We start from the raw sequence: 25,853 nt of genomic DNA on the forward strand, positions 1-25,853 counted from the left end.
CTGCCCCCTACTGCAAGAATCACGCTCAACACTTCAATCATCGCAACGTCAAGATCATGTCCAACATCCTGCAATCCGTCCCGGTCAATCAAAAAGTCGGCATCGCCTTCTCCGGCGGCCTCGATACCAGCGCCGCACTGACCTGGATGCGCCAGAAGGGCGCCATCCCCTACGCCTACACCGCCAACCTGGGCCAGCCGGATGAGCCGGACTATGACGCCATCCCCAAGAAGGCCATGCAATACGGTGCCGAACTGGCGCGCCTGATCGACTGCCGCGAACAGCTGGCCAACGAAGGCATTGCCGCCCTGCAAAGCGGTGCCTTCCACATCTCCACCGCCGGCATCACCTACTTCAACACCACCCCGCTGGGCCGCGCCGTGACCGGCACCATGCTGGTGTCGGCCATGCGTGAAGACAACGTCGACATCTGGGGCGATGGCAGCACCTACAAGGGCAACGACATCGAGCGCTTCTATCGCTACGGCCTGCTGGTGAACCCCAACCTGAAGATCTACAAGCCCTGGCTGGACAGCACCTTCATCGACGAACTGGGCGGCCGCAAGGAAATGTCCGAGTTCATGATCAAGTCCGGCTTCGACTACAAGATGTCGGTGGAAAAGGCCTACTCGACCGATTCCAACATGCTGGGCGCGACCCACGAAGCCAAGGACCTGGAATTCCTCAACAGCGGCATCAAGATCGTGCAGCCCATCATGGGCGTGGCGTTCTGGCGCGATGACGTGGAAGTCAAGGCCGAGACGGTCACCGTGCGCTTCGAAGAAGGCCGTCCGGTGGCGTTGAACGGCAAGACCTTCGCCAGCATGACCGAGCTGATCCTGGAAGCCAACCGCATCGGTGGCCGCCATGGCCTGGGCATGAGCGACCAGATCGAGAACCGCATCATCGAAGCCAAGAGCCGCGGCATCTACGAAGCCCCGGGCCTGGCCCTGCTGTTCATCGCCTACGAGCGCCTGGTCACCGGCATCCACAACGAAGACACCATCGAACAGTACCGCGACAACGGCCGCAAGCTGGGCCGCCTGCTGTATCAAGGCCGCTGGTTCGATTCGCAAGCCATCATGCTGCGCGAGACCGCCCAGCGCTGGGTGGCGCGCGCCATCACCGGCGAAGTCACGGTGGAACTGCGTCGCGGCAATGACTACTCGATCCTCAACACCGAGTCGCCCAACCTGACCTACCACCCGGAACGCCTGACCATGGAAAAGGGCGAAGGCAGCTTCTCGGCCATCGACCGCATCGGCCAGTTGACCATGCGCAACCTGGACATCGCCGACACCCGCCAGAAGCTGTCGATCTACCAGAACACCGGTCTGCTCGATTCCAGCACTGCCGTGTCGCTGCCGCTGCTGGGCAAGGACGAAAAGTAATTCCCGCTGGATTCACCTTTACCGTTTAATGGAAGCGATTCGATGAGCACTCAATTCGACAACGTCACCGTCCTGAAAAAGGGCAACGTCTACTTCGACGGCAAGTGTGTCTCGCACACCGTGCTGCTGGCCGATGGCAGCAAGAAGACCCTGGGCGTGATCCTGCCCTCGACGCTGAACTTCAGCACCGGCGCACCGGAAATCATGGAAATCAACGGCGGCAGCTGCCGCGTGCGTCTGAAGGGCGAAGAAGCCTGGAATACCTACGCTGCCGGCACCACCTTCAGCGTACCGGGCAACTCCAGCTTCGACATCGAAGTGACCGAGACCCTGGATTACGTCTGCCACTTCGGCTGATACATCCCGAGCCTGAATGAAAAAGCCGTCCGGTAGCGATACCGGACGGCTTTTTTACGTCTTCACACAGGAGTGCGCTCAGATGAAGACCGGTTCCGGCTCCAGCTGGACGCCGAACTTTTCCTTCACATCCTCCTGGATCGCCTTGGCCAGCCTGGCTACCTCCGCCCCGGTCGCACCGCCCCGGTTGACCAGCACCAGTGCCTGTTGTTCATATACCCCTGCACGCCCGATGCTCTTGCCCTTCCACCCGCAGCGGTCGATCAGCCAGCCGGCGGCGAGCTTGTAGTGATCGTCATCGACGCGATAGCTGACCAGGTTGTTGTATTGCGCCAGCAAGGTATCGCGCAGACGGGCCGACACGATGGGGTTCTTGAAGAAGCTGCCGGCGTTGCCGATCCTGGCAGGATCGGGCAGCTTGCGGGTACGGATGGCGATGACGGCATCGGCGATGTCACGCGGACCGGGTTCGGTGATGCCGCGCTCCTGCAGGGCCTGGGCAACGTCGGCGTAGTTGGCATTGGCGTGCCAGTGCTTGGGCAGTGCGAATGTCACTGCCAGTACCACGGCGCGGTCGCGCAGTTCCTGCTTGAAGATGCTGTCGCGGTAGCCGAAGCGGCAGGCTTCATGGTCGAGGGTGAGCAGTTCGCCGCTGACCAAGTCGAAGGCTTGCAGGCTGTGGAAACGGTCCTTGATCTCGATGCCGTAGGCGCCGATGTTCTGGATGGGCGCGGCACCGACGCTGCCGGGGATAAGTGAAAGATTCTCCAGCCCGCCCAGGCCCTGTTGCAGCGTCCACTGGACGAAGGCGTGCCAGTTCTCGCCGGCGGCGGCGCGCACGTAGATGAAGTTTTCATCCTCGCCGGTGATCTCTATGCCCCTACCCTGCATATGCAGCACCAGTCCGCTGAAGTCTTGTGTCAGCAGCAGGTTGCTGCCGCCGCCCAGGACCAGGCGCGGCAGGGCCATCAGGGCGCTATCCTCGCGCAGCGCATGGAGGGTCCGGGCATCCGTGACGGGCAGGTAGGCACGGGCCCGTGCCTCGATCCCGAAGGTATTGAGGGTGCGCAGGGAAATGTCGTGCTGGACGGGAAGTGAAGAAGTGCTCATAGGGGTGGGATTATATCGCCCACGCGGGGGCAAATCCGCTGACAGCGGCCTGGCGATGGCGGCGGGGGCGCCAGTCCGTTAAAATCACGGCTTGGACGCCGGCCTTCGCCGGCTGCAAGAACATAAGGAACAAGCCATGCCCTCATTCGATACCGTCTGCGAAGCCAACCTGGTGGAAGTCAAGAACGCCGTGGACCAGGCCAACAAGGAAATCTCCACCCGTTTCGACTTCAAGGGCACTGACGCCCGCGTCGAGCAGAAGGAGCGCGAGCTGACCGCCTTTGCCGACTCGGACTTCCAGCTGAGCCAGGTGCGCGATGTGCTGACCAACAAGATGACCAAGCGCAACGTCGATGTGCGCTTCCTGGACGAAGGCAAGATCGAGAAGATCGGCGGCGACAAGGTCAAGCAGGTCATCAAGGTGAAGAACGGCATCGAAAGCGACGACGCCAAGAAGATCGTGCGCGTCATCAAGGACAGCAAGATGAAGGTGCAAGCCAGCATCCAGGGCGACGCCGTGCGCATCACCGGCGCCAAGCGCGACGACCTGCAGGCGGCCATGGCGCTGCTGCGCAAGGAGATCAAGGAGATTCCGCTGGAGTTCAACAACTTCCGCGACTGATCCCCTGCATCGCATTCCACAAAAAACGCCGGCTATTGCCGGCGTTTGTTTTTGGCGCCAGCTCGATGATATTCGAGAAAACGTAGCTGATTGCTTGAGGGCAAGCGGGTTTCCGCGCCGCCAAATCTACACTCCTTCCACCCAAAAATATCGGCGTCTCTTGAAGCGAGCGCTGATGGGCTGTTTGGGCAAGCTGCCAACTGACGGAAGGAGCAAAGATGGAACACACGCAACCCGAAACGCTGCACCTCGCAGTCCGAGACCGACTCAATCCGCGTCGAGAAGGCGCTTGCGCCATTGGCATCACTTCGTCGCAGCTGCGGGAATATCCCGCCTCCAACGGAGGTTTGAAATGAAGATCATCGGCTGGATTCGCTATGGCGATAAAGCCGCCTGCGGCGGGACGGTGATTGAGGGTGACCAGACTTGCCGCAGTCATGGGCGGGCTTATGCCTTTCAGGGGGCTCGGGTGGCTTGCCGACAGGACTGCATCATTGCTGATGGATTTCCTCGCTCTACGCTCACCAATGGACGGGCTCAGGTTATTCATGGGATGAAGACCAGTGCCGGGTGTCCATTGCTTTCCACGCTCAATGAGGTTGATGGCGTGGGCAATGCGAGCGGTGAAGCAGTCGCGTCCAATTTCTATCAAACAACCCAAGGCGACTGGCTACCAAAATTTGGACCTGAACATCTCACAGAAGAAAGCCCGGATGAACAAGTGCGCGCCATCGATGGCAAGACCGGCGAGCCGATACCTGATCTGGCGTATTACATCAAGGCACCGGACGGAACTACTTACGGCGGCTACACCGATGCCAACGGCTTATGTGAACGAGTCGCGACCTATCATCCTGAGGAACTGAGCGTCTGGTTCGGCGAGGATGCAGAAACAAAAATGCGGGAGGGATGATGGGAGCAAAGGTCAAGACTAACCACGAAAAGGGCTCAACGGTGCCGGTGAAGCACGACCGCAAAGTACGTTTGTTACTATGGGGAGGCGCTGCAACTCCATCAGACAATTACACCTTCGAGCACGCAAAAAACAACGTACTGCGCGACTATAAAGCTCAGGACAAAAGCAAATTTATCTTAGTGGTAAAGCGGATATATGTCGCAAAAGACATTGTCAGCATCATCAATTCGCAAACGACTGGAAGCATTCAGTCTCTCGACATATGGACGCACGGGGGCCCTCAAGCACTATACCTAACTACCGCAGATCCCCCACCGCCGAAGGACTCCTCGTGGATTAGGAAAAAAGCTTATGAAGCAAATAGATGGGTCCTACACAACTCCAGTCTATACCGCACAAGAACCCGAATGATATTCAATGCAGCGGGATGGGTGGAAGGTTCCGCACTGGTGGACGACATAGAGTTTTCGAAGTTTTCCGAAAATGCGAGAGTCGAACTACATGGATGTGCAACAGCGGCAAATCCATCCGATGCCGACAACATCGCCGCCGATATTTCAGAAAAACTAGCCTTAGCAGGAAAAGAAATGTCATTCGTAATCGGCCATATTGAGAATGCTGTTCCGGTTATCAAAGGTGAAGGAAAAACACGCGCGCCAGAGCAAGACTATAGGTTCGGTGAAAGAGCGATATTCAAGCACGGAAAACTGGTCTCTATTACGGAAAAACAAGGCGACCTTAGCGACAAAGAGCTTGAAAAATGATGCGAAAAAAATATCTGGCACATACTTTCATCAGCGCCTCGTTACTTCTATTGGGTGCCATAGGTATCTGCGTTTATCCATTCACGCTGTCAAATCCAGACGTAACGATACAAGTCTTCGATAGGCGTTATGCCTGCGGTGAATGCTATGTAGCATTCGGAATATCAAAGATCGAGGGGCGCGATGAAAGCAACCGACAAAACTCACCTTACCGGTTCGAGGACTGGGATGTTCTCGTTCTGTTCAGGGGGAATGACTCCTACCTATCCAGATATCAAGATGAGTTGTTTGAAAAGGACCCGGCATGTACATGGCCGACGTTTCGTCTCACAGGCCAGTTCAAGCGTCGTTTGATTTATGCCCTGATCTTCAATGGCGACCACTATGACGGCCTCTACTTCGATGCAAACTCAGGCGTCGCGATCAATACGGAGCCAAGCTGCAAGACCGTAGCGCGAGAGACTGCATTGCCCTAGGGCCAGAATTCCATTTTTGGAAATCAAATGAAAAGACTCGGCCTATCCTCTTCTTTCTTCTTTGCCGGACTGCTCACAATCTGGGCGGCGCTGTGGGCAGGTAGCCATCTGCCCGCACGTCCCGGTATTTCGGCACAAAAGATAATTGGCAAGCTTCTGACGCTCATATTGATGACCGCGTTGCTGTATCTCGCCAGCTATGTTCTCGGCAATTGATCGGATAGCGTCATGAACAAAGTTTGCCGGACCTAAAACAACAAAGCCCTGGCTCCCGCCAAGGCTTTGTTCACTACCTCACGCCAGCAATCACCGGCGCATCAATCTCTCTTCAACAACACCCCTCAAGCCGCGTCCCGTTCATCCCCCACCAAACGACGCTGTTTGACCGAATCTGCCAGGCCCTGCAACACTTGCAGGCTTTCTTCCCAGTTGATGCAGCCATCGGTGATGGACTGGCCGTAAGTCAGCTCCTTGCCCGGCACCAGGTCCTGGCGACCGGCGACCAGGTGCGATTCGACCATCACGCCGACGATGCGGGTGTCGCCCGCTGCCACCTGGCGGCCGATGTCGGCGCAGACCGGGATCTGGTTTTCCGGCTTCTTGGAGCTGTTGGCGTGCGACGCATCGATCATCAGGCGCGCCGCCAGGCCGCTCTTGGCGATGTCCTGGCAGGCGGCTTCCACGCTGGGCGCATCATAGTTGGGCTGCTTGCCGCCGCGCAGGATGATGTGGCAATCCTCGTTGCCAGCGGTGGAGACGATGGCCGAGTGGCCGCCCTTGGTCACCGACAGGAAATGGTGCGGCTGCGACGCGGCCTTGATCGCATCCACGGCGATCTTGACGTTGCCGTCGGTACCATTCTTGAAGCCCACCGGGCAGGACAGGCCAGACGCCAGTTCGCGGTGCACCTGCGACTCGGTGGTACGGGCGCCGATAGCGCCCCAGCTGATCAGGTCAGCGATGTATTGCGGGCTGATCACGTCCAGGAATTCGGTACCGGCCGGCAGGCCCAGATCATTGATGTTCAACAGCAGCTCACGGGCCGCGCGCAGGCCATCGTTGATGCGGAAGCTGTTGTCCATGTACGGGTCATTGATCAAACCCTTCCAGCCCACCGTGGTACGCGGCTTCTCGAAATAGACGCGCATGACGATTTCCAGCTCGTTCTTGTGACGCTCACGCTCCACCACCAGGCGACGCGCATACTCCATGGCGGCCTTGGTGTCGTGGATGGAGCAGGGGCCGATGACGACCATCAGCCGGTCGTCCTGGCCGTGCAGGATGCGATGCAGCGCAGTGCGAGCTTCGGCGGTGGTGCGCTCGACCTTTTCAGTGCAGGCGAATTCGCGGATGAGATGCGAGGGGGGGACCAGTTCTTTCATTTCTCGGATGCGAAGATCGTCAGTGCGCGGCATTTTTTTCTCCTGGTGTACTGCAATGATTCAGCTGGAAATTGACCAAAAAAAAACCGCCATCACTGGCGGTTTTTTAGGAAATCGGTTTTGTCTTTTTACGAACGCTTACCGCTTTTCACCGCCGTGGGGCTGGAATAGCTAAAGTAAAAATAAAAGTAAGCGCGGGCGAAAGACATGTCTGGCGTCATGGGTTAAGTGAAGCAGGCATTCATAGTGCTACAAATCACGGGCTTTGGCAAGCAACAAGACGAAAAGGAGATGTTGCGGCGCAAATGCAAAATTTGATCATTAATAGCGAACAAAATGAACAATTGTTGCAAAAATTGCCAATCAAAACGCCAACTACACAACAAAAAATCAATGACTACGCAAGCCTTGCGCAACACTGCGTACCCGGTCGGCTGTAGCTTTCCTGCAAAAAAAGTGAAGATTTGATCTGACCACGTCAGTTTTTCCTGCTTCGGGACGACATTTTCCCGCCTTCGACATGAAAAAAACCGCCGGTCGCTGAGACCGGCGGTTTTCACAAGAAGCGATGCAGCGATGAACGATCAGGCCGTGCCACCCACGGTCACGCCATCCAGGCGCAAGGTCGGCTGCCCGACCCCCACCGGCACACTCTGGCCTTCCTTGCCGCACACGCCGACACCCGAATCCAGGCGCATGTCATTGCCGATCATGGAGACGCGGTTGAGCACATCCGGGCCATTGCCGATCAAGGTCGCGCCCTTGACCGGATAGGTGATCTTGCCGTCCTCGATCATGTAGGCCTCGCTGGCCGAGAAGACGAACTTGCCATTGGTGATGTCCACCTGACCACCACCGAAGTTGACGGCATACAGGCCATTCTTGACCGAGGCCAGGATCTCGCCCGGATCCTTGTCGCCGCCCAGCATGTAGGTATTGGTCATGCGCGGCATGGGCAGATGGGCAAAGGATTCGCGGCGGGCGTTACCGGTGACGTCCATCTTCATGAGGCGCGCATTCATGGTGTCCTGGATGTAGCCCTTCAGGATGCCGTCTTCGATCAGCGTGGTGCACTGAGTCGGATTGCCTTCATCGTCGATGTTGAGCGAACCGCGACGATCGGCGATGGTGCCATCGTCCACCACGGTCACGCCCTTGGCGGCCACGCGCTCGCCGATGCGACCGGAGAATGTCGACGAACCCTTGCGGTTGAAGTCACCTTCCAGACCGTGGCCGATGGCTTCGTGCAGCAGGATGCCGGGCCAGCCGGGGCCGAGCACCACCGTCATCGGGCCAGCCGGGGCCGGGCGCGCATCCAGGTTCACCAGAGCGGTGGCCACCGCTTCGGAGGCATACTTTTCCAGCAGGGTCTCGGAGAAATAGCCGTAGTCATAACGCCCACCGCCACCGCTGCTGCCCATCTCGCGACGGCCATTCTGTTCAGCGATCACGGTCACCGACACGCGCACCAGCGGGCGAATATCCGCCGCCAGCACACCATCGGCGCGCGCCACCAGCACCACGTCGTATTCACCGGAAAGGCTGGCCATGACCTGTTTGACGCGCGGGTCCTTGGCGCGGGCGATGCGCTCGATGCGTTCCAGCAACTGCACCTTGGCCGTGGCATCGAGCGAAGTCAGCGGATCATGCGGCAGGTACAGCGCGCGACCACCGGCCGGGGTCATGGCACCGGCCACCTTGATCTTGCCACTGCCCTGGCGGGCGATGGTGCGGGTCGCGGCGGCGGCATCCAGCAGGGCCGACTCGGAAATCTCGTCCGAATACGAAAACGCGGTCTTGTCGCCCGACACGGCGCGCACGCCCACGCCCTGGTCGATGGAAAAACTGCCGGTCTTGACGATGCCCTCTTCCAGGCTCCAGCCTTCGCTCTTGGTGAACTGGAAGTAAAGATCGGCGTAATCCACCTTGTGCGTGAACATGCTGCCCAGGGCCTTGAGCAGCTTGGATTCGTCCAGGCCGAAGGGAGTCAGCAGCACGTCGCGCGCCACTTGCAGGGCGCCCATGTTGGGTTCAAATAATTTCATAGCGTCTTGTCGGAAGGCAAAAAGGTCAAAGCTTGCGGTGGCGTAGCGCCGGCAAACTTTCTCGAACGTATTGTAGACGATGGGGATCAATGTCGCCGATCACAAGCCCCTCCCCCTCGGGGAGAACCGAGACGATCTCGCCCCAGGGATCGACCAGCATGCTGTGACCCCAGGTGCGGCGGCCATTGACGTGCTCGCCGCCCTGCGCCGACGCCAGCACGTAGCACTGGTTCTCGATGGCGCGGGCGCGCAGCAGCAGCTCCCAGTGGGCGCGGCCGGTGGTATAGGTGAAGGCGGCGGGCATGACGATCAGGGCGCACTCGCCCATGGCGCGGTAGAGCTCCGGGAAGCGCAGGTCGTAGCACACTGACAGCCCGACCCGTCCGAACGGCGCCTCGAAGCTGCGTACCTCGCTGCCGTATTCGATGGTGCGGGCTTCGTCGTAGTTTTCTTCACCTCGTACGAAATTGAACAGGTGAATCTTGTCGTAACGCGCCACCCGCTGGCCATCCGGTCCATAGACCAGTGAAGTATTGAGCACCTTGCCGGAAACCGCCGACTGTAGCGGCAGCGTGCCGCCCACCAGCCACAAGCGGTGCTGGCGCGCCAGGGCGCTCATGTGCTCCTGGATGGGGCCGCTGCCATCGGCTTCGGCATGGGCCAGCTTGTCGCGCTCGTGGCGGCCCATGATGGGCCAGTATTCGGGCAGCAGCACCAGCTGCGCACCTTGCCGGGCAGCTTGCGTCACCAGCCGCGCAGCCGCATCGAAGTTCTCTTGCGGCTCGGGGGTGGAGACCATCTGGATCGCCGCCACCTTGAAGGAATCATTCATGTCTGCCTCTTGCCAGCGTGGGGTGGGTTGAAACAATGCCGCCAGTATGGCCCATCCTGACCTGCCGCGGAGGGCTGCCGCAGGACCGGATCAGGCACCGGAATTGACGCGCGCTCCCGGCTCGGGCGCCCGGCGCCGCTCAGGCGGGGCCACTGAGGGGGCCGGTGCCAGGTCATTGACCGGCTTGTCGTCGGTCTTGCCGTTCTTGTCCTTCTGCAGCACTTCGCGGGCCCGCTCGCCATCCACCGGTGTGACCTGCCCCTGCTTGACCACGATGGGATCGCTCCACGGGCCGGTCACCTTGTATTCGAAGCTGAGCGACTTCATCACCGGATTGCGCAGGAACAGTTGCGCCAGCAAGGTACTCACCCCCACCACCGGATTGACTGCCATGGCCACCACGGAGGCGGTGCCGAGGTTGATCTCGGGGATCACCACCACATGCAGATCCTGGGTTTCGCGGGCGATGTCGGCCGAACCGCTCATCAGCACCGAGGCCGTCACGCCGGTCATCTTGAGGTTGTCGGTGCTGGCGATGCCCTTGGCGATGCTGGCGGTACCGGCCACGGTGTCGAAGGCAAAACCTTGCGAGAACACGTCCCGGAAGTCCAGCGTCAGCCGGCGCGGCAGCGCCTGCAGGTTGAGCACCCCCAGCAGCTTGGCCGCACCCGGATCAACCTTCAGGAACTGGCCGGAGTGCACATCCATGTGTACCTGCCCGGCCAGGGTGGCCATGTCCATGGCATAGGGCGGCGCCTTCCAGCTGAGATCGCCATCGAGCTTGCCGTGCCCGCCGCGGATGGTGCCGGGATAGCCGAAGCGTTCCAGCAGCTTGCCCGCATCCTCGATATCGAGCGCATAGGTGAAGTTGGACGTGTGATTGCTGCCGAAGCTGAGCCAGTTGCCGGCCGCCCGGAACTGCGCATCGGGATTGGCCAGCAACAGGCGGCTGATGCGCCATTCGCGGCCTACCGAGGTGACGATGTTGCTGGCATCGAGCTCCAGCCGGCCCAGCTTCTTGCCGCCCAGCTCGAACTGCTCGGCCCGGATGTCAAGGGCGGGCATCTGCAGGTGGTCGTCACTCTTGTCGGCACTGGCGGGCTGGGCCGTGTCGGCGGCGGTGCCGGACTTGGGAATGACCAGCGAGGACAGGCGCGCCGTGACCTTGCCGGCACCGCGCGCACTGGCGGGCTCGTCCCAGGTCACGGTACCGGAGGCCTGCCGGGACTCCAGGCTGATCTGCCAGGCATTGCGGCGGTGGCTGGCTTCCAGGACCAGCTGGTCGAGTTTCTTGCCCATCATGTTGAACTCGCCCACCCGGGCCGACACGCTGTCCGGCTCCAGATACTGCGTCACGTCGCTGCTGCCGAGCCGGTCGTTGCCTGCGCTGCTGGCGGCCTCGTTGCCGGCCAGCGCCTTCTTCAGGGCCAGCCAGGTATCGGCATCCAGGCTGTCGGTCGCCAGCGCCAGCCTGAGACCGGAAGCAGGCGTCGGCGCCGGCTGGTTCCAGCCGATGCCGCCGCTGGTGACGCGCCAGGCATTGCCGTTGCCGGCCACGCGCTCGCGTACATAGCGCGAGGCCACATGAGGACCCAGCGCCACGCGCATTTCCTCGCGTTCGATCAGTGGATCGGAAGAGGCCAGCGGCAGCAGATCGAAGCGCATCGGCAGGCTGTCCTGCACCCCTTTGCGCAGCGGCACCGGCAAGTCCGCGCCCAGGCCGGCCAGGTTCGACTCGACCGTGACCTCCGGCTGCCCCGCACGCACCGCCACCGTCGCGGTGTAACGCGTGCCACCGGAGAAGCGCGTCAGCAGGCGCTGCAGCGAAGGATCGGGGTATTGCTTGCGCAGATTCTCGATGTTGATGGCGCCGTCCAGGCGTACCTGGCTACTGCCATCCTTCTGCGTGCCGCCGCTGATGGCCAGATTGTCGCCCAGGAATTGCCCGTGCACGCCATTGAGCGTAAAACCGCTTTCGTTGAACTCGACCTTGCCACTGGTGCGATAGATGGGCGGCAGTTCAGGCAGCAGGTCCACATCGTTGTTGGCGAAATGGAAGACGCCCTGGGCACGGGTCTCGATGGCGTGATTGAGCGGCATCTGGAACTTCAGGTCCAGCCGCGCTTCACCACTGGCCGTGGTGTGCTCCATGACGTTGCCGGTCCAGCGTGCCACCGGGCTCTGGTTGACGTATTGCAGGAAGGCCGGCATGGGGCCGTTGGCCACGCCGTCGATTTCCAGCACGGCATCATGCGATTCGACATCGGCCACGCGCGCGCTGACCGGGCCCAGCCGCGCGCCCAGGGTGCGGGCACCCTCAGCCTTGATCTCCAGTCGTGTACGGTCGATGCTGATGTGTCCCCGCCCCTCCTCCAGCAAGGGCCATTCGGGTTCCTTGCCGTCGCGACCGACATGACCGGGCGTGTAGTTCAGCTTGAGGCCGTCGAAATCACCCGCGAGCTGGAACACGCCCTTGGGCTGCTCGCCCGGCTTGGTGGTCTGGAAGGGGAAATCGGCCAGCGCGCCCTTGAGCTTGAACCGTACGTCCTTGAGATTGCCGGCCAGCAAACCCTCGGTAAGCCAGCGATGCAGCGGTTCGCTCAGGTGTTGCGGGAGATAGCGGCGAATCGCCTTCACATCGAAGCTGGTCAGCTCGCCGTGCAGGTCGACGCTGCCGAGCGAACCACCCTGCAACGGTAGCAGGTGCTGACCACTGAGACTGCCGGCCACGCCCGGCTGGGCAAACTGCATCTGGTCCAGGTCCACCTGCAGGGTCTGGTCCTTCAGGTATTGCCAGCGCGCCTGCAGCTTGAGGCTGTCAAAGGGCAGGCTGGACTCGCGGAACAGATCGGTGGGCAGCTCCACCGCCAGTTGCCGCGCATCGACCTTGACGGATCCGCCCTTCTCGCTGGCGTCAATCTCGCCGGAGAGGTTGCTGAAGCCGGGGAACGCGGCCCACTGCGCGCGCGCCGGCTGCACGCCGTTCCTGCGCGGCTCGACATGGGCCGGCAAGCCCTTCAGGCCCAGCCCCTGGAAGCGACCATTGACACGATAGGAACTCAACTCGGGATAGCTGCCCTGCCATTGCACGGTGAAGTCATGCAGCTCCCCGCGTGGCGCCAGGTCATCCAGCAACTTGCGCTGGGAGGGCGCCAGCGGCAGGCGGGCGGCCAGTTGCGACAAGGTCTGCAGATTCAGGTAGGTAGCCTTGAGGCTGGTGCGCTCGGCCTTGAGCGCAGTGGCCGGTTCATAGCTCTCGGCAATCGAGGTCGGCGGCAGGACGAAGCCGTCCGGCGTTTCGATGGAGAAATCGGTCAGCGTGACCTGGTGTCCATTGGCGCCGAAGGTCGGTACGCCGTCCTCCAGATTGGGTCCCAGCGTTTCGCTGGCGGAGATGCGGCCATTGACACGCTTGAGCGAAAGCGGCTCCAGCTGGCGCGACAGGCGGGCATTGAAGTCGGTCAGGCCGAGGTCGGCGGTGAAGTTGGCCACCTTGGCATGGTCCAGGGTCAGCCAGGCCCGCACCGAACCGCGACCGCTGTTGATGGCGATCGGGTAATCGAACCAGGCGCGCCAGACCGACAGGTCGGTATTGCGCAGATCCGCATACAGCACGCCCTTCCAGCGCGCGATGTCGGAACTGCGTCCGAAGGCCGGATGACTGAAGTCGGCCCGCACATCCAGAGGGGCAGCCATGTCCTGCGGCGGGATGGCGCGCAACGACAGACGATGACGCAGCCAGCGGTTGTGCAGTACCAGGTTGACGTCTTCCAGCACCAGTTCCGGGGCACGGCGCAATTCATCATTCCAGCGCAGCTTGCTGTGACGGATCACGATTTCGCGCTGGGACAGCAACCAGTCCAGGCTGCTGCCGTCGCCACCGGCCGGCACCGGAATACCGGCCACGTAAAACTTGCCGGCGGCATCGCGCCGGATGGCCAGGTCGGCCCCTTCGATGCTGAGGTTCTCCAGTCGCAGGGAGGCCACCAGGACGCTGCTCCAGGACAGCGTGGTAGACACGCGCGGCAGGCTCAGGGCCGGTTCGCCCTGCTGGTCATGGACGGTGAGATTGGTCAGGGAGAGCTGCGGACGCAGGCCGCTCCAGGAGGCCTCGATGACATCGATGCTGACCGCACGACCGATCTCGTGCGAGACCAGCGCCTCGATACGCGACTTGTAGTGGCCGATCTCGGGCAGCACCGCATAGCGCAGCACCAGGAACAGTGCGCAAAAGACGAAATAGGCTGCCAGCAGCAGCTTGAGGGTGAAGCCCAGGACGTGGTGGGTGGCCCGGTTCAGGCGCCGATAGCTGCCCCGCGCAAATCGCCAGCACAGCGCCCAGCGGCCAGGCTTGGGTGTGGCGTTATGTTGTTCTTGGGACATCAGGTTGCAAGGCGGCTCGGCAAATGAATGGAATCGGGCAGGCAGCATGATCGCATGGAAAACCGGCCCATGCCATCGTGACAATGGGACTATGAGGGGCAAAAACGGCGATAAGTTTAAAAAGGAAGGCTAGAATCGCTTGATTGGCTGCTCTTCCAGCAGATCGTCAGTGCGCAGTCTGCGTCAATCCCGCCGGACACGCATCACACGCGGGCGATCCGCCCTGCCTGCATTGTCGGCACGGGCCGGCCCGCTCTGAAGCGGGAGGGGCAGCGGTTTTCCTCCTTTTACACCTTGTCGTGGAGCTTTGCGGTCTCTTATGTCTGTTCATCCTATCTCTCTGGTCGACGCCTCCACCTCCCGCTACTACACCCGCTGGACTCAGGCCGATCCGGCCCGCCCGGCCCTGGTCGCGCAGACGGCGGCGCAGCCCATGGACTGCGCCGCCATGCAGCGACGCCTGGCGACCGACCTCGAGGCCGGCCTCGCCCTGCCGGCGGCCATGCGGCGTCTGCGCAACCTGATCATCTGCAGCCTCATCACGCGCGATCTGGATGGCCGCGCCGACCTGGCCGAAGTGGTGGCCACCATGACCGGTTTTGCCGATTTCGCCGTGCAGACCCATCTGGCGGCCCTGATGCAGGAACAAATCGCGCTATATGGCATCCCGGTCGGTGAAGAATCAGGACGCCCGCAGGAAATGATCGTGCTGGGCATGGGCAAGCTGGGTGGCGGGGAACTGAATGTTTCTTCCGACATCGACCTCATCTTCGTCTATCCGGAAGATGGCGACACCCGCGCCGAGGCCGGCCAGAAGTCGCTGTCGAACCATGAATTCTTCGTGCGCCTGGGCAAGAAGCTCATCGGCGCCCTGGCCGAGATCACCGCAGACGGCTTCACCTTCCGCGTCGACATGGCGCTGCGCCCCAACGGCAACTCCGGCCCGCTGGTAGCCAGCTTCAACATGGTCGAGGAATACCTGGTGCGCCAGGGCCGCGAATGGGAACGCTATGCCTGGACCAAGGCCCGCGCCCTGACCGGTACCGAAGAAGACATCGCTGCCCTGGAAGCGATCAGCCGGCCCTTCATCTTCCGCCGCTATCTGGACTTTGGCTCCATCGATGCCCTGCGCTCCATGCACGGCCAGATCCGCGCCGAGGTCAAGCGCCAGGAAGCCCTGCATCCCGACCGAAGCAACAACGTCAAGCTGGGACGCGGCGGCATCCGCGAGATCGAGTTCACCAGCCAGGTGTTCCAGCTGATCCGGGGCGGACGCGACCCCGAGCTGCGCGACCGCTCCACCCGCACCACCCTGCGCACCCTGGCCACCAAGGAACTGCTGGCGCCCGAAGTAGTGGACCAGTTGCTGGAGGCTTATACCTTCCTGCGTGACCTGGAGCACCGCCTGCAGTATCTGGAAGATGCGCAGACCCATACCCTGCCCGTCAATCCCGACGACCTGCTGCTGGTGGCCAACATGATGGGCTACGCCGACAGCCCGGCGCTGCTGCAGGAACTGGAGCGCCAGCGCGCTATCGTGGCCGCGCAGTTCGATGCCATCTTCGCCGACAAGCAATCCGAGGGCGAAAGCGAAGGCCCCACGGTGGCCGTGAGCGAGAACGACAATCTCGAAGGGCTCACCGAGGCCCTGCGCCTGGTGGGTTTTCCCGAGGAAGATATCGACAACGGCGCGCGTCGCCTGCATCTGACCTGGCAGTCGCCGCGCATGCAGAGCCTGCCCGAGGCCAGCCGCAACCGGCTCAACACCGTCATCAACAACTGTCTGCCGCTGCTGGCCGCCTTGCATTACGACCAGTTGCCCGCGCTGGGCCGCCTGCTCGATTTTCTCGAAGCGATCGCCCGGCGCGCGGCCTACCTGGCCCTGCTCACCGAATATCCCTACGCCCTGCAGCGGCTGGTGCGCATGATCGGGGCCAGTGGCTGGGCTGCGACTTACCTCACGCGCCACCCGCTGCTGCTGGACGAACTGCTGGACGACCGCAATCTCAAGGCCGCCTCCGACTGGAACGCCTTTGCCGACACCTGCCGCCGTCAACTGGCCAGTGCCGAGGGCGATACCGAACGCCAGCTCGACATCCTGCGCGAGCTGCATCACGCCGAACTGTTCCGCCTGCTGGCGCAGGATCTGGAGGGTGATCTGTCGGTGGAAAAGCTGGCCGATGAACTCTCGGCCCTGGCCGACGTACTGGTGCAGGTCACTCTCGAGGCGATCTGGCAGACCATCGCCCAGCGCCACGTCGAAGTCCCCCGCTTTGCCGTGATTGCCTACGGCAAGCTGGGGGGCAAGGAACTGGGTTATGCCTCGGACCTGGACGTGGTCTTCCTCTACGACGATGACGACCAGGAAGCACCGGCGCTGTATGCCAAGCTGGCCCAGCGCTTCATCACCTGGATGACCAGCCACACCCCGGCCGGTACCCTGTTCGACATCGACATCGCCCTGCGCCCGGATGGCGCCAGCGGCTTGCTGGTGTCGCCGCTGTCCTCCTTCGAGAAATACCAGTTGAATGCCGCCTGGATCTGGGAGCATCAGGCCCTGACGCGGGCGCGCTTCTGTGCGGGCGATGCGGCCATCGGCGAGCGCTTCGAGGCGCTGCGCGAACGCGTGCTGCGCCAGCCGCGCGATGTGAACAAGCTGGAAGAGGAAGTGCTGTCCATGCGCCGCCGCATGCGCGAAGCCCATCCCAACCGCAGCATGATGTTTGATCTCAAGCACGATGAAGGCGGCATGATCGACATCGAGTTCATGGTGCAGTATTTGGTATTGCGCCATGCCTGCGACCATCCGCAGCTCACCGGCGACATCGGCAACATCGCGCTGTTGAAACTGGCGGCCCAGCTGGGCCTGATCGATGGCCTGCTGGCGGCCGAAGCGGCCAATGCCTATCGGCTCTTCCGCAAGCTGCAGCACCAGATCCGCCTGCAGGGCTCGGAGCGCGCCCACATCGATGCGATCCGGGTGGAACATGAACGGGCTTGCGTGATCCGGCTCTGGCAGCAGGTTTTCGGTTGACGCCTCCAAGGCGTGGTGAAGAAAAAAACGGGAGGCGCCTTGCGGTGCCTCCCGTTTTTTCCTTTGACTTCACCTGCGTGACATCCTGTATGACCTCTTTTAATTCATGGGCTTGACCGCCACCAGGTTGATCAGGGTTTCTTCCCGATCCGCCTTGGGCTTGATGCCAAAGACACGCTCCAGCAGACCCAGGTCTTCGCGGCTCCACCACAGGTAGGGATAGGAGATCGCCTGCGGCGCCACCTCGAACCCGGCGCTGCGCACCAGGGCCAGATATTCGCCGGCGGACTTTTGCACCTCCATCGGATGGCGGAACAACAGGCGGATGATCCACGAATGGATGTAACGCCTGGTCGATTCGGCGAACAGGAGAATACCGCCCGGTTTGAGGACGCGGTAGAACTCGCGGATGGCTTCTTCCTGATCGATCAGGTGATGGAAGGTCTGGTGGCAGAACAACAGGTCCACGCTGTTGTCCTCCAGGTGCATGCGCGAACTGGAGCACTGGATGAATTCGGCACGCAGGCCCTCGGCCTCGGCCTCGCTGCGGGCTGCGGCGATCATGTTGGCATCGATGTCCATGGCGATCAGGCGCTGCGGAGCAAAGCGCTGGTGCAGCTTCTTGAGCGAGCGGCCCCAGCCGCACCCGACGTCGGCCACCACGGGATAGCTGCTGCGACGCTCGGCAATGAGCCGCTCCAGATCCTGCAGGGCGCGTTCCAACACGTGCAGGGTCCAGGTCGGCGTACGCAGGAACCAGAGGCCGAAGGCGGTCTCGGGGACGTGCTCCGGCATGGCCGGAGGCAAGGGCGGTGAGTGTGAGTTCATGTCGTTATGCTTGTTGTACTGGCCGGATGCCGGGCCGGTACTGGCGGACATCCGGGTCGCCGGCGGTTCCCCCTGCCGGCTGATGGAAAAATGCCCCGCAAGCGAAGGCGCGCGGGGCATCAGATGTTACCGGCTGGCAAGCAGGACTGCAACTTTCCTGCGCCTGTTGCTGCCCTCAGTACTTGGGCGGAGTCTTCTCGTCCCGGCTGGCGCGGCGATCGCTGCTGCCATCACGCGAAGACGAGGAGCTTTCGCGGTCGCGCGAACGGGCGTTGTCGCGGTTGGAGTCGCGGTCGCGGGTGCGGCTGCTGCGGTCGCTGTCCTTGCTGTCCTTGCTGTCCTTGCTGTCCTTGCCATCCTTGGCCTTGGCGTCATCCTTGGCGGCGTCGGGCGCCGGCGCAGGCGGTGCCACGGTCTGGATGCCCTTGGCGGCCATGTATTCGTGCATGTCCTTCCAGCCGGTGAAGATGCCGGCCTTCAGGGCGTCGGGATTGCGCTGGTAGCAGTCTTCCAGGCTCTGGCCGGCCTGGCGGCAGCCGGCGCCCAGGGCGATGCCTTCGGCCTTGGCCTCTTCCGGGGTCTGCTTGGGCTTGGAAAAGCTGCTGATGTAGTCGCACGCGGACAGCGAGAAGCTGACGGCGGAAATCAGGGCCAGGTTGGCCAACAGGCGACGAGCCTGGGATGAGCTTGCTGACATGCGTTGCCTCGTTGGGTCGGTTGCTCTTGTTGTTGACGGGCCGTACGGCCCTTGGCGGCAAATGGACAAAAGGCCATTGCAAGCGACGCTCGCAACAGCCTTCTGATCCGTTTGCAGGCTGATTCGTCTATTTTCACCGCGGCAAGCAGGCCTGCATACGAGGAAAAGAAGCCGAAACAGCCCTGAAATTGACGCTCCCGACCGGGGAACCCCGGCCAGAGCGCCAGATCACGCGTCTTATTTGGCGTTGGCCAGGGCGACGGTGGTGTCGAGCATGCGGTTGGAGAAGCCCCACTCGTTGTCGTACCAGGACGACACCTTCACCAGACGGCCGGAGACCTTGGTCAGGGTGGCGTCGAAGTTGGACGATGCCGGGTTGTGGTTGAAGTCCACCGACACCAGCGGATCGGTGTTGTAGGTCAGGATGCCCTTGAGCGGACCAGATTCGGAAGCGGCCTTCAGGATGGCATTGACTTCATCCACGCTGGTGTCGCGCGAGGCCACGAAGGACAGGTCGACGATGGACACGTTGATCGTCGGCACGCGGATGGCGTAGCCGTCCAGCTTGCCGTTCAGTTCCGGCAGCACCAGGCCGACGGCGGCGGCAGCGCCGGTCTTGGTCGGGATCATGGACTGGGTGGCCGAACGGGCGCGGCGCAGGTCTTCGTGATACACGTCGGTGAGCACCTGGTCGTTGGTGTAGGCGTGGACGGTGGTCATCAGGCCGTTTTCCAGACCGATCTTGTCGTTCAGCGGCTGCACCAGCGGGGCCAGGCAGTTGGTGGTGCACGATGCGTTGGAGATCACGGTATCCGAAGCCTTGAGCACGCCGTGGTTGACGCCGAAGACGACGGTGGCATCCACATCCTTGCCGCCCGGAGCGGAGATGATCACCTTCTTGGCACCGCCCTTGATGTGGGCGCTGGCCTTTTCCTTGGTGGTGAAGAAACCGGTGCATTCCAGCACCACGTCCACGCCCAGCTCGCCCCAGGGCAGCTCGGCCGGATTGCGCTGGGCCAGCACCTTGATGCGGTCGCCGTTGACGACGATGGAGTCGCCCTCCACGGTCACGGTGCCCGGGAACTTGCCGTGGGCGGTGTCGTACTGGGTCAGGTGGGCATTGGTCTTCGGATCGCCCAGGTCGTTGATGGCGACGATCTCGATGTCGTGCTTCTTGCCGCCTTCGTAGTGAGCGCGCAGGATATTGCGGCCGATGCGGCCATAACCGTTGATTGCTACGCGAATTGCCATGCTCTTCTCCTCAAGTAGTAAAAATCAATGCAAACCGGTAGTCGGGAAAGCGACCTGCCCGACAGCTTGCACCCTTGCGGCGCCGCCCGTCGGACATGAATCCTTCTTTTCCGGCCTTTTTGTTCAGTTGTTCTTGCCGTCCCTGCCTGCCCTGCTCATCCTGCCAATCCATCCAGTCCCGCGTTCATCCGCTCAGGAGTGGAGCTTGCGCCAGACGAAACCGATCTCGTCGAGTTCACTGCCATCATCCCAGGTGAACGTTTGTTCATAAAGCCTTTCGGCCCCGAGCGACTCGAAAAATTCCCCGGCGCCTTCATTCTTGCTCAGCACCCAGGCCATCAGGCCGGTCGCACCGGCACTGATGAGGGTGGCGGCGACGTTGGCCAAGAGGCGCTTGCCCAATCCCTTGCGCTGCTCATCGGGCAGCACGCAGATCGCGGTCAGCTCGGCATCGCAGCCGAAGCGCGACTCGGCCAGCGTCATGCCGGAAGCAAAACCGATGATCTCACCGCCGCTCTCGGCCACGAAGGTGCAGGCGGCGTCCGAAGACGCTTCCAGCACCTGCTCCCACAGCTTGACGCTTTCCTCGGGCTTGAGGTGATCCAGGTAGCTGTCGGGCACCAGGCCGCGATAGGCGGCGCGCCAGGCGTCGATGCGCACGCCGGCGATGGAGGCCGCATCGCCCTTCCTGGCGCGGCGGAACAGGACTTCTTCAGTCATGGACACCAGACTGCTCAAGCCAGTACTGCCTTGGCCTTGGCCACCACGTTCTCGACGGTGAAGCCGAAGTGCTTGAACAGCACGCCGGCCGGGGCTGATTCGCCGAAGGTATCGATACCGACCACGGCGCCTTCCAGGCCCACGTACTTGTGCCAGAAGGCGGTAACGCCGGCTTCGATGGCCACGCGCGGAACACCGCGGGTCAGCACGGAGGCCTTGTAAGCCGCATCCTGGCGGTCGAACACATCGGTGGAGGGCATCGACACCACGCGCACGGCGATGCCTTCAGCGGTCAGGGCGTCAGCGGCCTTGGTAGCCAGTTCGATTTCGGAACCGGTAGCGATCAGGATCACCTTGGCATCGGCCGCATCGCGCAGCACGTAGCCGCCACGAGCGATGTCCTTGACCTGGGCGTCGGTACGCTCCTGGAAGGGCAGGTTCTGGCGCGAGAAGATCAGTGTGCTCGGGCCATCGTGACGCTTGATGGACTCGGCCCAGGCCACGGCGGTTTCAGTGGTGTCGCACGGACGCCAGTTGTCCAGGTTGGGGATCAGGCGCAGGCTGGAGACGTGTTCCACCGACTGGTGGGTGGGGCCGTCTTCGCCCAGGCCGATGGAGTCGTGGGTGAACACGAACAGCGAACGGATCTTCATCAGCGCCGCCATGCGCAGGGCATTGCGGCTGTAGTCGGAGAAGGTCAGGAAGGTCGCGCCGAAGGGCAGGTAGCCGCCATGCAGGGCGATACCGTTCATGATGGCGCTCATGCCGAATTCACGCACACCGTAGTTGATGTGGTTGCCGCGCTGGTCGGCGCGCACGGCCACCGATTCCTTCCAGTTGGTCAGGTTCGAGCCGGTCAGGTCGGCCGAGCCGCCCAGGAATTCCGGCAGCGCCTGCGCATAAGCCTGGATGGCGTTCTGGCTGGCCTTGCGGGTGGCGATGGTTTCCTTCTTTTCCAGCGTGGAATTGATGTAGGCGGTCACGGTCGATTCGAACGCGGCCGGCAGCTCGCCCTTGAGGCGACGCAGCAGTTCGGCGGCCTCGGCCGGGTATTGGGCGGCGTAGCTGTCGAAGGTCTGCTTCCAGCTGGCTTCGAAGTCGGCGCCGGTGGCCTTGGCATCCCAGGCGGCGTAGACGTCAGCGGGAATCTCGAAGGGTGCGGAGGTCCAGCCCAGCGCTTCGCGCACGGCGGCGATTTCCTTGTCACCCAGGGCGGCGCCGTGCACCTTGTCGGTGCCGGCCAGGTTGGGCGAACCCTTGCCGATGACGGTGCGGCAGCAGATCAGGGTCGGCTTGTCGGCCAGCTTGGCCTGGTGGATCGCCGCGCTGACAGCTTCGACGTTGTGGCCATCGACAGCGGGGATGACGTTCCAGCCGTAGGCTTCGAAGCGCTTCGGGGTGTCGTCCTTGAACCAGCCTTCGACGTGACCATCGATGGAGATGCCGTTGTCGTCATACAGCACGATCAGCTTGGACAGGTTCAGCACGCCCGCCAGCGAGCAGGCTTCGTGCGAGATGCCTTCCATCAGGCAACCATCGCCGACGAAAGCATAAGTATAGTGATCGACCACGGACAGGCCGGGCTTGTTGAATTCGGCGGCCAGCAGCTTTTCAGCCAGCGCCATGCCCACCGCATTGGTGACGCCCTGGCCCAGCGGACCGGTGGTGGTTTCCACGCCCGGGGTGATGTGCACTTCCGGGTGGCCGGCGGTCTTGGAATGCAGCTGGCGGAAGGCCTTGATGTCCTCCATCGACAGGTCGTAGCCGGTCAGGTGCAGCAGCGCGTACTGCAGCATGGAGCCGTGGCCGTTGGAGAGTACGAAGCGGTCACGGTTGGCCCACTGCGGGTTGGACGGGTTGTGACGATAGTGCTTGGCCCACAGGGCCACTGCGATTTCGGCCATCCCCATCGGCATGCCCGGGTGTCCGGAATTGGCTTTTTGAACTGCATCCATCGCCAGCGCGCGGATCGCGTTGGCCATCTTGTCGGTGGGGAGAGTGGAAATCATGTCGAGGTCTGAGTTTGCTGTGCGGGAGGCGCTGTCAGGCGCACCAATCGGGTTTTGTAGCCAAAGCGCCGCCCCGGAAGGCCAAGTGCAGCGCGGGGCCGTATTTTACCAGAGTGCGCCGGGGGGATTAAAATTCGGGACCAGCCCGTAACCGGACTGACAACTTTTTTCATGTCTTTTTGATCTTCTTCGCCCAGGACCCTGCCCCATGCCCCGCTTTTACTTCCCGCACCCCCTCGGCATTGGCTCGGCCCTGGTCCTGCCCGAGCAGATTGCCCATCACATCCAGGTGTTGCGCCTGCAACCCGGCGATACGGTGACCCTGTTCAATGGCGAAGGCGGCGAGTACACCGCCAGTCTGAGCGCCATTGAGAAGAAGCGCGCCCACGCCGAAGTGAAGACTTTTTCTCCGCGCGAAGCCGAACTGCCCTATGCGCTGACTTTGGCCCAGGCCCTGCCGGAAGGGTCGAAGATGGACTGGATCGTCGAGAAAGCCGTGGAACTGGGCGCCACCGCCCTCCAGCCGCTGGCCGCGCAGCGCTGCGTGGTGCGCCTGTCGGGCGAACGCGCCGAAAAGAAGCAGGCGCACTGGCAAGGCATCGTGCATGCTGCCGCCGAGCAATGTGGTCGCAATCGTCTGCCACAGCTGGGCGAGGTGACCGACTTCAAGCGCTGGATCGTCCAGAGCGACCTGCACCGCCGTATCCTGCTCTCCCCGCGCGGCACCGAGCCGCTGTCGGGCTGGGCGCGCCATCATCCGCCGCAGGCCGTGACGGTCATCGTCGGCCCCGAAGGCGGTTTCAGCGAGGAAGAGGAAGACCTGGCCTGCGCCCAGGGTGCGCTGATGCTGTCCATGGGCAGCCGCGTGCTGCGCACCGAGACCGCCGGGCTGGCGGCATTGGCGGCCTTGAATGCGGTGTGGGGGGAGCTTTGAAGAAAGCTTCATCCAGGTAAATTCCCGGTGGCCTGCCTGATTCCCGTGCAGCCCACCACGACGGACGTCCAAATTCGGCGCACGCCTCCCCATTTTGTCTCGCTGACAAAACTCTTCATTTACCCTCGCGCAACTTGCCTTCCAGCACTTCACCTCGCAAACCCGCGTGGTGAAGCCTTTTGCCGTTTTCCAGCCGCATGACGGACCAGCTGGCACGCCTCCTGCTTAAAGATATTCAATCTTGTATTCAAGTTTGAATATCCACCATGACCACTACCCACGCCCTGCAGCAAGCCGCCCCCGAGGCCGCCCCGACCACCATCGCCGCCACCCTGGCGGCCTACCGGGAAGGCCGCAGCACGCCTGGCAAGGTGGTAGCCGAACTGCTGGCGCGTATCGACAGCAGCGGGCGCGATGAAGTCTGGATCAGCCGGGTGCCGTCCAAGCAACTGAAACAACAAGCCGCAGCACTGGACCTGATGTTGCAGATCAAGGGCGAAGCGGTGCTTGAGAGCATGCCGCTGTTCGGCATCCCCTTCGCCGTGAAGGACAACATCGACGTGGCCGAGATGTCCACCACCGGGGCCTGTCCCGAATTCGGCCGGCTGGCCAGCGAAAGCGCCACCGTGGTGCAACGCCTGCAAGCCGCTGGAGCACTGCTGGTGGGCAAGACCAACCTGGACCAGTTCGCCACCGGCCTGGTCGGCGTGCGCTCCCCCTACGGCGCGGTACGCAACGCCATCAAGTCGGAATATGTCTCCGGCGGCTCCAGTTCGGGTTCAGCGGTGGCCGTGGCCCTGGGGCAGGTCATGTTTTCGCTGGGCACCGACACCGCAGGCTCGGGCCGCGTCCCCGCCGCCTTCAATCATCTGGTGGGCCTGAAGCCAACCAAGGGCCTGATCAGCGCACGCGGCCTGGTGCCGGCCTGCCGCACCCTGGATTGCATCTCCATCTTCGCCCACGACGTGGCCGATGCCTGGCGCGTACTGCACAGCGCTTCCGGCTTCGATGCCGAGGATGGCTATTCGCGCCGCCCCACCATGCTGGGCGTGAAGCGCCGGGGTTATCGCATCGCCATCCCCGATCACTGCGAATTCTTTGGCGACAGCCTCGCCCAGGAAGCCTGGGAGCGCAGCCTGGCGCAGATCGCCGCCCTGCCCGGCGTGAGCCTGGCGAAAATTCCGTTCGCCCCCTTCAGTGCCGCCGCAGAACTGCTGTACCAGGGCCCCTGGGTGGCCGAGCGCCGTGCAGCCCTGGGTGACTTCTTCCAAGAGCACCGGGACGCCATCCACCCGGTGGTAGGCCAGATCACCGCCCAGGCCGACGACTACGACGCCGTAGACAGCTTCAACGCTCAATACCGCCTGGCCGACCTGCGCCGCCAGGCCGAAAACCTGCTCGAAGGCAGCGACCTGATGCTGGTGCCGACCACCACCACCTTCCCCACCATCGCCGAAGTCGAGGCCGATCCGGTGGTGCGCAATGCGCAGTTGGGCCATTACACCAACTTCGTCAATTTGATGGACATGTCGGCCCTGGCCATCCCCGCCGTGTGGCGCCGTGATGGCTTGCCCGCCGGGGTGACCCTGATCGGGCCGGCCGGTGCCGATCATCTGCTGGCCGAAGCCGGCGCACGCCTGCAGCAGCAACTGGGCGGTGCGGCGCAAGCCGACACGATTGCCGCCGCCCCGCTGCCCTTCAATGAAAGCACCATCAAGGTCTGCGTGGTGGGCGCCCACCTGGCCGGCCAACCGCTGAACTGGCAATTGCTGGAAGCCGGTGCGCGCCGCGTGGCCGTCACCCGCACCGCTGCCCACTATCGTCTCTACGCCCTGGCGGGTACCACGCCACCCAAGCCGGGCCTGGCCCGCACCGAAGGCGACGGCGCCGCCATCGCGGTGGAAGTGTGGGAAATGCCGCTGCGCCAGTTCGGCGGTTTCGTCGCCGCCATCCCGGCGCCGCTGGGCATCGGTACGGTGGAGCTGGCCGATGGCAGCAGCGTCAAGGGCTTCATCTGCGAGCCGGCCGGCATTGCCGACGCCACCGACATTACCCACCACGGCGGCTGGGTTCCCTACCTCCATTCCTTGAACTGACACCCT

The 25,853-nt window shown here is 62.5% G+C and carries 20 protein-coding genes; 10 read left to right on the forward strand and 10 right to left on the reverse strand.

Annotated elements, in window-relative coordinates; all coding sequences use genetic code 11:
* Window positions 1–56 precede the first annotated feature (56 nt).
* Complete coding sequence (gene argG / locus ACODSZ_RS00870; RefSeq protein WP_008326964.1) at window positions 57–1,391, forward strand: argininosuccinate synthase; 1,335 nt, start codon at window positions 57–59, stop codon at window positions 1,389–1,391.
* Window positions 1,392–1,433: 42 nt separating this feature from the next.
* On the forward strand, window positions 1,434–1,748 hold the full coding sequence (ppnP, locus tag ACODSZ_RS00875; RefSeq protein ID WP_145606412.1) for a pyrimidine/purine nucleoside phosphorylase: 315 nt from the start codon (window positions 1,434–1,436) through the stop codon (window positions 1,746–1,748).
* Window positions 1,749–1,826: 78 nt separating this feature from the next.
* Here ppnP and murB read toward each other — a convergent pair whose 3' ends face one another.
* On the reverse strand, window positions 1,827–2,858 hold the full coding sequence (gene murB, locus ACODSZ_RS00880) for a UDP-N-acetylmuramate dehydrogenase (RefSeq protein ID WP_488926839.1): 1,032 nt from the start codon (window positions 2,856–2,858) through the stop codon (window positions 1,827–1,829).
* A 136-nt stretch (window positions 2,859–2,994) separates the two neighbouring features.
* Here murB and ACODSZ_RS00885 point away from each other — a divergent pair, with 136 nt between their 5' ends.
* The 5 genes from ACODSZ_RS00885 to ACODSZ_RS00905 all read left to right on the forward strand — a co-directional run bounded on the left by ACODSZ_RS00885 (window position 2,995) and on the right by ACODSZ_RS00905 (window position 5,852).
* On the forward strand, window positions 2,995–3,480 hold the full coding sequence (locus ACODSZ_RS00885; protein ID WP_034333613.1) for a YajQ family cyclic di-GMP-binding protein: 486 nt from the start codon (window positions 2,995–2,997) through the stop codon (window positions 3,478–3,480).
* Window positions 3,481–3,832: 352 nt separating this feature from the next.
* Entirely contained in the window at window positions 3,833–4,393 is a 561-nt protein-coding gene (locus ACODSZ_RS00890) for a PAAR domain-containing protein (RefSeq protein WP_175343107.1), read from the forward strand.
* Entirely contained in the window at window positions 4,393–5,160 is a 768-nt protein-coding gene (locus tag ACODSZ_RS00895; protein ID WP_249776953.1) for a hypothetical protein, read from the forward strand. The genes ACODSZ_RS00890 and ACODSZ_RS00895 overlap by 1 nt, the downstream gene beginning before the upstream one ends.
* Window positions 5,157–5,636: a hypothetical protein gene (locus tag ACODSZ_RS00900; protein WP_217509823.1), complete on the forward strand. Its 480-nt coding sequence runs from the start codon at window positions 5,157–5,159 to the stop codon at window positions 5,634–5,636. The genes ACODSZ_RS00895 and ACODSZ_RS00900 overlap by 4 nt, the downstream gene beginning before the upstream one ends.
* A gap of 27 nt (window positions 5,637–5,663) precedes the next feature.
* A complete protein-coding gene (locus tag ACODSZ_RS00905) occupies window positions 5,664–5,852 on the forward strand; it encodes a hypothetical protein (protein ID WP_488926840.1) in 189 nt (62 codons plus the stop codon).
* A 125-nt stretch (window positions 5,853–5,977) separates the two neighbouring features.
* On the opposite strand, the gene aroG is transcribed toward ACODSZ_RS00905, so the two are convergent.
* The 4 genes from aroG to ACODSZ_RS00925 form a co-directional block, all read right to left on the reverse strand.
* Window positions 5,978–7,051 carry a 3-deoxy-7-phosphoheptulonate synthase AroG gene (gene aroG, locus ACODSZ_RS00910; RefSeq protein ID WP_008326955.1) on the reverse strand — a complete coding sequence of 358 codons (1,074 nt, stop codon included), beginning with the start codon at window positions 7,049–7,051 and terminating at the stop codon, window positions 5,978–5,980.
* A gap of 551 nt (window positions 7,052–7,602) precedes the next feature.
* The gene (gene tldD, locus ACODSZ_RS00915; RefSeq protein ID WP_175343110.1) at window positions 7,603–9,063 is read right to left on the reverse strand and encodes a metalloprotease TldD; all 1,461 of its coding nucleotides are present in this window, start codon (window positions 9,061–9,063) and stop codon (window positions 7,603–7,605) included.
* A 25-nt stretch (window positions 9,064–9,088) separates the two neighbouring features.
* Window positions 9,089–9,895: a carbon-nitrogen hydrolase family protein gene (locus ACODSZ_RS00920; protein WP_488926841.1), complete on the reverse strand. Its 807-nt coding sequence runs from the start codon at window positions 9,893–9,895 to the stop codon at window positions 9,089–9,091.
* Between the two features lie 90 nt (window positions 9,896–9,985).
* Window positions 9,986–14,278 carry a YhdP family protein gene (locus ACODSZ_RS00925; RefSeq protein WP_488926842.1) on the reverse strand — a complete coding sequence of 1,431 codons (4,293 nt, stop codon included), beginning with the start codon at window positions 14,276–14,278 and terminating at the stop codon, window positions 9,986–9,988.
* Window positions 14,279–14,597: 319 nt separating this feature from the next.
* Here ACODSZ_RS00925 and glnE point away from each other — a divergent pair, with 319 nt between their 5' ends.
* A complete protein-coding gene (glnE, locus tag ACODSZ_RS00930) occupies window positions 14,598–17,312 on the forward strand; it encodes a bifunctional [glutamate--ammonia ligase]-adenylyl-L-tyrosine phosphorylase/[glutamate--ammonia-ligase] adenylyltransferase (protein ID WP_488926843.1) in 2,715 nt (904 codons plus the stop codon).
* A 99-nt stretch (window positions 17,313–17,411) separates the two neighbouring features.
* On the opposite strand, the gene ACODSZ_RS00935 is transcribed toward glnE, so the two are convergent.
* The 5 genes from ACODSZ_RS00935 to tkt form a co-directional block, all read right to left on the reverse strand.
* Complete coding sequence (locus ACODSZ_RS00935) at window positions 17,412–18,140, reverse strand: class I SAM-dependent methyltransferase (protein WP_488926844.1); 729 nt, start codon at window positions 18,138–18,140, stop codon at window positions 17,412–17,414.
* 175 nt (window positions 18,141–18,315) lie between these two features.
* Entirely contained in the window at window positions 18,316–18,837 is a 522-nt protein-coding gene (locus ACODSZ_RS00940) for a hypothetical protein (RefSeq protein ID WP_241821035.1), read from the reverse strand.
* Window positions 18,838–19,074: 237 nt separating this feature from the next.
* On the reverse strand, window positions 19,075–20,088 hold the full coding sequence (gene gap / locus ACODSZ_RS00945; protein ID WP_008326926.1) for a type I glyceraldehyde-3-phosphate dehydrogenase: 1,014 nt from the start codon (window positions 20,086–20,088) through the stop codon (window positions 19,075–19,077).
* Window positions 20,089–20,280: 192 nt separating this feature from the next.
* Window positions 20,281–20,808, reverse strand: a complete 528-nt coding sequence (locus ACODSZ_RS00950) for a GNAT family N-acetyltransferase (RefSeq protein ID WP_175343114.1) — start codon at window positions 20,806–20,808, stop codon at window positions 20,281–20,283.
* 14 nt (window positions 20,809–20,822) lie between these two features.
* Entirely contained in the window at window positions 20,823–22,865 is a 2,043-nt protein-coding gene (gene tkt, locus ACODSZ_RS00955) for a transketolase (RefSeq protein WP_488926936.1), read from the reverse strand.
* A gap of 160 nt (window positions 22,866–23,025) precedes the next feature.
* Here tkt and ACODSZ_RS00960 point away from each other — a divergent pair, with 160 nt between their 5' ends.
* Window positions 23,026–23,751, forward strand: a complete 726-nt coding sequence (locus ACODSZ_RS00960; RefSeq protein WP_488926845.1) for a 16S rRNA (uracil(1498)-N(3))-methyltransferase — start codon at window positions 23,026–23,028, stop codon at window positions 23,749–23,751.
* Window positions 23,752–24,017: 266 nt separating this feature from the next.
* On the forward strand, window positions 24,018–25,847 hold the full coding sequence (atzF, locus tag ACODSZ_RS00965) for an allophanate hydrolase (RefSeq protein WP_488926846.1): 1,830 nt from the start codon (window positions 24,018–24,020) through the stop codon (window positions 25,845–25,847).
* The last annotated feature ends 6 nt before the right edge of the window (window positions 25,848–25,853 follow it).

It is taken from the genome of Herbaspirillum sp. FG34 (assembly GCF_057809315.1).